The sequence below is a fragment of the Actinoallomurus acaciae genome (assembly GCF_042429965.1).
GTDB classification, from domain to species: domain Bacteria; phylum Actinomycetota; class Actinomycetes; order Streptosporangiales; family Streptosporangiaceae; genus Actinoallomurus; species Actinoallomurus acaciae.
On sequence record NZ_JBHLZP010000036.1, the window covers coordinates 23,321 to 30,243 of the forward strand.

7 protein-coding genes are annotated in these 6,923 nt (G+C 71.2%); 4 read left to right on the forward strand and 3 right to left on the reverse strand.

What is annotated here, in order from left to right; translation table 11 throughout:
* Nucleotides 1–206: 206 nt before the first annotated feature.
* The gene (locus ACFFNX_RS07560; RefSeq protein WP_378197335.1) at nucleotides 207–1,124 is read right to left on the reverse strand and encodes an RNA polymerase sigma-70 factor; all 918 of its coding nucleotides are present in this window, start codon (nucleotides 1,122–1,124) and stop codon (nucleotides 207–209) included.
* 82 nt (nucleotides 1,125–1,206) lie between these two features.
* Here ACFFNX_RS07560 and ACFFNX_RS07565 point away from each other — a divergent pair, with 82 nt between their 5' ends.
* From ACFFNX_RS07565 to ACFFNX_RS07580, 4 genes are read left to right on the forward strand one after another with little or no spacing between them, the layout of a single operon-like run.
* Complete coding sequence (locus ACFFNX_RS07565; protein WP_378197338.1) at nucleotides 1,207–2,574, forward strand: magnesium transporter MgtE N-terminal domain-containing protein; 1,368 nt, start codon at nucleotides 1,207–1,209, stop codon at nucleotides 2,572–2,574.
* Nucleotides 2,574–3,092: a DUF1003 domain-containing protein gene (locus ACFFNX_RS07570; protein ID WP_378197341.1), complete on the forward strand. Its 519-nt coding sequence runs from the start codon at nucleotides 2,574–2,576 to the stop codon at nucleotides 3,090–3,092. The genes ACFFNX_RS07565 and ACFFNX_RS07570 overlap by 1 nt, the downstream gene beginning before the upstream one ends.
* Nucleotides 3,093–3,148: 56 nt before the next feature.
* A complete protein-coding gene (locus ACFFNX_RS07575; RefSeq protein ID WP_378197344.1) occupies nucleotides 3,149–4,285 on the forward strand; it encodes an Mrp/NBP35 family ATP-binding protein in 1,137 nt (378 codons plus the stop codon).
* Between the two features lie 57 nt (nucleotides 4,286–4,342).
* Nucleotides 4,343–5,146 (forward strand): glycoside hydrolase family 16 protein, encoded by an 804-nt coding sequence (locus ACFFNX_RS07580; RefSeq protein ID WP_378197347.1) that lies wholly within the window; start codon nucleotides 4,343–4,345, stop codon nucleotides 5,144–5,146.
* Between the two features lie 7 nt (nucleotides 5,147–5,153).
* Here the strand turns inward: ACFFNX_RS07580 and ACFFNX_RS07585 are convergent, their stop codons facing one another.
* Nucleotides 5,154–5,483 carry a sec-independent translocase gene (locus tag ACFFNX_RS07585; protein ID WP_378197350.1) on the reverse strand — a complete coding sequence of 110 codons (330 nt, stop codon included), beginning with the start codon at nucleotides 5,481–5,483 and terminating at the stop codon, nucleotides 5,154–5,156.
* 138 nt (nucleotides 5,484–5,621) lie between these two features.
* On the reverse strand, nucleotides 5,622–6,923 hold a 1,302-nt coding region (locus ACFFNX_RS07590; protein WP_378197354.1), incomplete at its 5' end, for a S1C family serine protease.

Here is a 6,923-nt window from a genome sequence, read left to right on the forward strand (position 1 = left end):
CCTGCTGGCGAAGCGGTTCCCAGACAGCTCCACTCCACAACCGCAGGCCTTCACCAATCACCCACCTTCACACCGTGCCGCCGCACAACCCCAACCAACCTCCCCGGGCAGTAAACCTAGGGCGACCAGCCCCCGCCGGGAAGACCGGCTGGGCGTCTGTGGATAACGCTCCTGCCTGGGCAGCCGTGGCCGTCCCAACGGCGCGGCTAAGAGCTAAGCCCGAGCGCCAAGACGCGGCGCTCTGCGATCGACTCCAGTTTGTCCGGGTTGGCGATCAGGTGCAGCGCGTGGACCCTGCCGTCCACGATCTCGGGGGCCATCGTGCCCAGGACCATGCCGCCGCCGCGGAAGACCACCCCCGGCGCGCCGTTGACGTAGGTGACCTCCGTCGTCATGTCCTCCGGTGCCACGCCGTCGTACGGGTGCTGCCCGAGGCCGATGAGGAAGCGCGCCACCACTTCGGCGCCCTCGAGCGGGCGGTGTGGCGCGAAGCGCTTGCCCCCGCCGTCGGGGACGAGGACGACGTCCGGCGCCAGCACCGTGAGCAGCCGGTCGATGTCGCCGCCGAGCGCCGCGGACAGGAACTCCTCGGTGACGCGACGTTGCTCGGCGCGGTCGGCGGCGAAGCGCGGCCGCCGTTCCGTGACATGCCGGCGGGCGCGGACCGCCACCTGCCGGACGCTCGCCTCGGACCGGTCGAGCGTGGCCGCGATCTCCGCGTGGGAGAACTCGAAGACCTCCCGCAGGACGAACACCGCCCGCTCCACGGGTGACAGCGTCTCCAGCACGACCAGCAGGGCCAGCGAGACGGAGTCGGCCAGTTCGACGTCGTCGGCGACGTCCGGCGAGGTGAGCACCGGCTCGGGCAGCCACGGGCCGACGTAGGACTCGCGCCGCGAGCGCTCGGAGCGGAGCCGGTCGATCGCGGTGTTGGTGACCGTACGGACGAGGTAGGCCCGGGGCTCCCTCACCGCCGTACGGTCGGCGCCGGACCAGCGCAGCCAGGCCTCCTGCACGACGTCCTCGGCGTCGGCGACCGAGCCCAGCATGCGGTACGCCACCGAGAAGAGCAGCCCGCGGTACGTTTCGAAGGCCTCGTCGAGGCCGGCGGTATCCCCCGTCACGTCTCCATCGTGTCATCCCCGGCCAGGGCGGTATAGATCACGCTTTACCGCTGGAGAAGACGCGCCTCGGTAGCCTTCGAGCATGACCGCAACGCCATCACGGGTGTTCGTCGCGCGCCTGGCCGGGATCGCGGTGTTCGATCCCTCCGGAGACCAGATCGGCCGGGTGCGCGACGTCGTCGTCATGATGCGGCCCGCGCCGCGGGCGCCGCGTGTGCTCGGGCTCGTGGTCGAGGTTCCCCCGCACCGCCTCGTCTTCCTGCCGATCACCCGGGTCACCCACTTCGACGCCGGTGCGGTGATATTCGATGGCCGGATCAACATGCGCCGGTTCGAGAAACGGGGCTCTGAGACGCTCGCGCTCGGCGAGATGCTCGACCGTGAGGCGGAGCTGGCCGACAGCGGGGGCGAACGAGTCGTCGTCTTCGACCTGGGCATGGAGCAGAGCCGTACGCGCGACTGGCTGATCACCAAGGTCGCGGTGCGCCGGGCGGGCGCCGGGCTCGGGCATCGCTGGGCCGGTGGAGGGCGCGGCACCGCGCGGCTGGGCCTGCGTCGGCGGCACGGCGAGACGCTCGTGGTCGACTGGGGCGCGATCAGCGGCCTTCGCATGGTCGAGGAGGGCCAGGGCGCGGCCAGCCTGATCGCGGCGTTCGAGCGGATGCGCGCCCCCGACCTGGCGAACGTCGTCCACGAGCTGTCCGCGAAACGCCGCGCCGAGGTGGCCGCCGCGCTCGATGACCAGCGCCTGGCCGACGTGCTCGAGGAACTGCCCGAGGACGACCAGGTGGAGATCCTCGGCAAGCTCGACGTCGACCGCGCCGCGGACGTTCTGGAGGAGATGGGGCCCGACGACGCGGCCGACCTGCTGGGTGAGCTGCCCTCGGAACAGCGCGAGCGGCTGCTGGCGCTGATGCAGCCGGAGGACGCCGCGCCGCTGCGCCGGCTGCTGAGCTACGCCGACGACACCGCGGGCGGCATGATGACCACCGAACCGGTGATCGTCTCTCCGGACGCCACGGTCGCCGAGGCGCTCGCGCAGATCCGCAGCCCCGACCTCAACCCGGCGCTGGCCGCCCAGGTGTACGTCTGCCGGCCGCCGAACGAGACCCCGACCGGCCGCTACCTCGGCACGGTGCACTTCCAGCGGCTGCTGCGCGAGCCGCCGCCCACGCTCGTCAGCGCGATCTGCGACACCGAGCTGGACCCGCTGCGCCCCGAACTGCCGCTGGAGACCGTCTCCAGCTACCTGGCGACCTACAACCTCGTGTCCGTGCCCATCGTGGACGAGAACGGCCGGCTGCTCGGCGCCGTGACGGTCGACGACGTACTCGACCATCTCCTGCCGGACGACTGGCGCGAGAGCGGGATGGACGACGATTCCGGCACCGGCGTGGACGCCGAAGAAGTGGACGCCGAAGAAGAGGCCCTGCGCGGAAAGGAGTGGTGATGAGCACTGGCCTGGACAGGGTGCGCGACCAGCGGCGTTTCGGTCGCCTCGACCAGCCGCGAGACGTCCGCCGGCAGCTGATGCCGCGGCTCTACTACGACCCCGAGGCGTTCGGGCAGTTCTCCGAGAACATCGCGCGGTTCCTCGGCACCGCCCGGTTCCTCGTTTACATGTCCGTCTTCGTCGTCGTGTGGTTCGGCTGGAACATGCTGGTCCCCGGCGGCATGCGGTTCGACCCGTACCCGTTCATCTTCTTGACCCTCATGCTGTCGCTCCAGGCGTCGTACGCCGCGCCGCTGATCCTGCTGGCCCAGAACCGCCAGGACTACCGTGACCGCGTCCAGTACGAGGGCGACCGGGCCCGGCACGAGCGCAACGTGTCCGACACCGAGTACCTCACGCGCGAGGTGGCCAGCCTGCGCATGGCGATGAACGAGGTCGCCACCCGCGACTGGATCCGCGACGAGCTCCAGCACCTGCTCAAGGAACTGGAGAGCCGCCGTGAGGAGCGGAGGTGACGGAGATCCCGCCGCGTTGGTTCGCCCGCCGCCTGCGTGCTCAATACCATGGGGGTATGGCCTCCCCCACGATCGAGCAGGTGAATGCCGCGCTCGCCACGGTGAACGACCCGGAGATCCGGCGTCCGATCACCGAACTGGACATGATCAAGGGCGTCGACATCACGCCCGCGGGCGGCGTGAAGGTCGGCGTGTTCCTGACCGTCGCCGGCTGTCCCCTGCGCGACACGATCACGCGTGACGTCACCGCCGCCGTCTCCAAGGTCCCCGGCGTCGCCGAGGTGCGGGTCGACCTCGACGTGATGAGCGAGGAACAACGCCAGGCCCTCCAGCAGAAGCTCCGCGGCGGTCAGGCCGCCAAGGAGATCCCGTTCGCCAAGCCGAACTCCCTGACCCGCGTCTACGCGGTGGCGAGCGGCAAGGGCGGCGTCGGCAAGTCCTCGGTGACGGTCAACCTCGCCGCGGCGCTGGCGGCCCAGGGCCGCAAGGTCGGCGTGGTCGACGCCGACATCTACGGCCACTCGGTGCCCCGCATGCTCGGCGTCACCGGCCGTCCCACCCAGGTCGAGCAGATGATCATGCCGCCCAACGCCCACGGCGTGAAGGTGATCTCGATCGGCATGTTCACCGAGGGCAACTCCCCCGTCGTGTGGCGCGGGCCGATGCTCCACCGGGCGCTCCAGCAGTTCCTGGCCGACGTCTACTGGGGTGACCTCGACGTCCTCCTCATGGACCTGCCGCCGGGCACCGGCGACATCGCGATCTCGGTGGCGCAGCTGCTGCCGTCCGCGGAGATCCTCGTCGTGACCACGCCGCAGCAGGCCGCCGCCGAGGTGGCCGAGCGCGCGGGCGCGATCTCCGCGCAGACCCACCAGACGGTCGCCGGCGTCATCGAGAACATGTCCTACCTGCCCTGCCCGCACTGCGGCGAGCCGGTCGACGTGTTCGGCGCCGGCGGCGGCCAGACCGTGGCCGACGCGCTCACCCGTACGCTCGGCACATCCGTGCCGCTGCTCGGCCAGGTGCCGATCGACGTGCGCCTGCGCGAGGGCGGCGACGAGGGCCGTCCGATCGTGCTGGACGACCCGGACGCGCCCGCCTCCAAGGAGCTGCGCGGCATCGCCGACAAGATCTCCGGGCGCGCCAAGAGCCTGCGCGGGCGGCAGCTTGGTCTCAGTCCGAACCGCGGTTGACCAACCTGAGGGCGTGTTCGCGCTTGACGCGCGGTGCGCACGTGATTTCGTGGATGTATGGCATTCGACGGGGTCATACGGGGGACGGCGCTGGCTGCGGCTCTGGTGGTCGCGGCCTGCGCCTCGGTCGGCTGTAGCGGGCACTCCTCGCGCTTAACAACGCCACGGAGCGGAGACGCCACTCAGGCCAGGGCGCCGGAGGGCACCCCGAAGTCCTGGGGCGCGCCGGTCCTGTGGGACGACTTCGGCGGCAGCGCGCTCGACGCGCGCAAGTGGCAGGTGTACGAGGCACCCGACGCCTCCAGCCACCGCGGCGTCGCCGCCGGCACCCACGTGTCGGGCGGGGTCCTCAACCTCGTGGGCGGGATCTACGGCGGCCGCGACCAGGGCGCCGGCGTGATCTCCCACCTCTCCCAGACCTACGGCCGCTGGGAGGCCCGCATCCGCGCCGAGCAGGGCAACGGCTACTCCGCGACCGCGTTCCTGTGGCCGACGCACATGGGCGACCCGGAGTACGCGGAGATCGACTTCGCCGAGATCCTGTCGGGCAACCGCAAGAGCGGCGGCCTGTTCATCCACCACGGGGCCGACGACCAGCAGGTGCAGCGCACCACCCACACCGACTTCACCAAGTGGCACACCGTGGGCGTCGACTGGCTGCCCGGGCGCGTGACGTTCTGGATGGACGGCAAGAAGACCTGGAACTACACCGGGCCGTTCGTCCCCCGGCAGGCCGGGATGCAGCTCTACCTGCGCAACGAGATGCGCGAGGGGTTCCACCGCACGGCGAGCACGCCCAAGCGGATCACCATGCAGGTCGACTGGATCCGGATCTACCGCGCGCCCAGCAGCGCGCGGTGACGCGCGGTCAGGTCGCCTCGGGGTCGAAGGGCGGCCGCTCGCCGAAGGGCAGGAGCGGCTCCTCGGCCGGCATCGGCCCCTGCTGATCGAGGTCGTCCAGCTCCTCGAGGAGGTGCTTGCGGACGAACCGGCGCGGGTTGAGGTCGGCCACGTCGAAGTCGGCGAACTCCGGGCCGAGGCCCTCGCGCAGGTCGTCCCTTGCGGTGTTGGCCATGGCGCGCAGCTGGCGCAGCGCGCGGCCCGCCTGCGAGGCCACCTTCGGCAGCTGGTCGGGGCCAAAGATGATCAAAGCGAGAACGACGAGAAGAAGCGCCTCACCGAGCCCTACGTCGAACACGCGTCCTCCACCTGATGACCCCGCGACCTCTCTGCCGAGGCCGCGGCTCCCAGCTTAACCGGGCACCCACCCCGCGTCTGCCGCGCGGGACCGGTCAGTTTCGCTCCCGGGGAAGAGCCGGGAGCGGGCACCGACCGGTCAGTTGCCCTCGCCCAGCGTCAGCTCGGTCGTCGACCGCTGCGATCCGCGGGTGTAGGCGACCTGGACACGGTCGCCCGGCGACTTGGCGCGGATCGCCATGATCAGCTCGTCCGAGCCCGAGATCGCCTTGCCGTCGAACGCGGTGATGATGTCACCGGCCTTCAGCCCGGCCTTCTCCGCCGGTCCGCCGGCGGTGATCGTGCCGCCCTTGCAGGACTGGGCGCCGTCGGTGGCGATGCGGGCACCGCCGCCCTGGTAGGACATGTCGATGCAGGCACCGATCACCGCGTGGGTGGCCTTGCCGTTGTTGATCAGCTGCTGGGCGACCTTCCGGACCTGGTTGCTCGGGATGGCGAACCCCAGCCCGATGCTGCCGCTCTGCTGCTTGTCGCTGCCGAGCGACTGGCTGCCGAGCGTGGCGATCGCGGAGTTGACCCCGATGACCTCGCCCTTGGAGTCGACGAGCGGACCGCCGGAGTTGCCCGGGTTGATCGCCGCGTCCGTCTGGACCGCGTTGATGAAGGAGGACTCGCCGCCCTCGCCGCTGGTGCTCACGGGACGGTTGAGAGCGCTGACGATGCCCGTCGTGACGGTGCCGGCCAGGCCCAGCGGAGAGCCGATGGCGATGACCGGGTCACCGACCGCCAGGCTGTCGGAGTCACCGAACGTGAGGGCCTTGCGGCCCGCGAGGGTGCCCGGCTTGATCACGGCGATGTCGGAGGTCGCGTCGTGGCCGACGACGGTCGCGGTGGTGGTCTTGCCGTCGCTGAAGACCACCTGCATGCTGCCGCCGCTGACGGCGGGCGCGACCACGTGGTTGTTGGTCACGATGTAGCCGCCGTTCACGACGAAGCCGGTGCCCGCCCCGCCCTCGGTGCCGTTCGTCACCTTGATCATCACGACGCTCGGCACGAGCCGCTGGGCGATGCCGGCGACGGAGCCGGGGTCGCGGTTCTTGGCACCGGTCGTGGAGGTCTTGTTGTCGCCGCCGAGGTCGACGGTGCCGGTGTGGTCACCGGTCGCCAGCACGCCGACGCCGGCGCCGAGCGCCCCGGCCAGCAGGGCGATGACGACGGAGACGACCAGGAAGAGGCTCGTGGACGGGCCACGGCGCCCGCTCGGCTCCGGTGCGGGGACGGGCGCCCAGTTGGGGCCCGGCTGAGCGGGGTAGCCGCCGCCCGGCGGCTGCGGGGGACGTGCCTGCGGCTGGTTGTTCCAGCCGCCGTACGAGGGCGCCGCGTGGCGCTGCTGGTCGTACTGCTGCTCGTAGTGGTGCGGCGAGAAGGTGGGGCGCTGCCG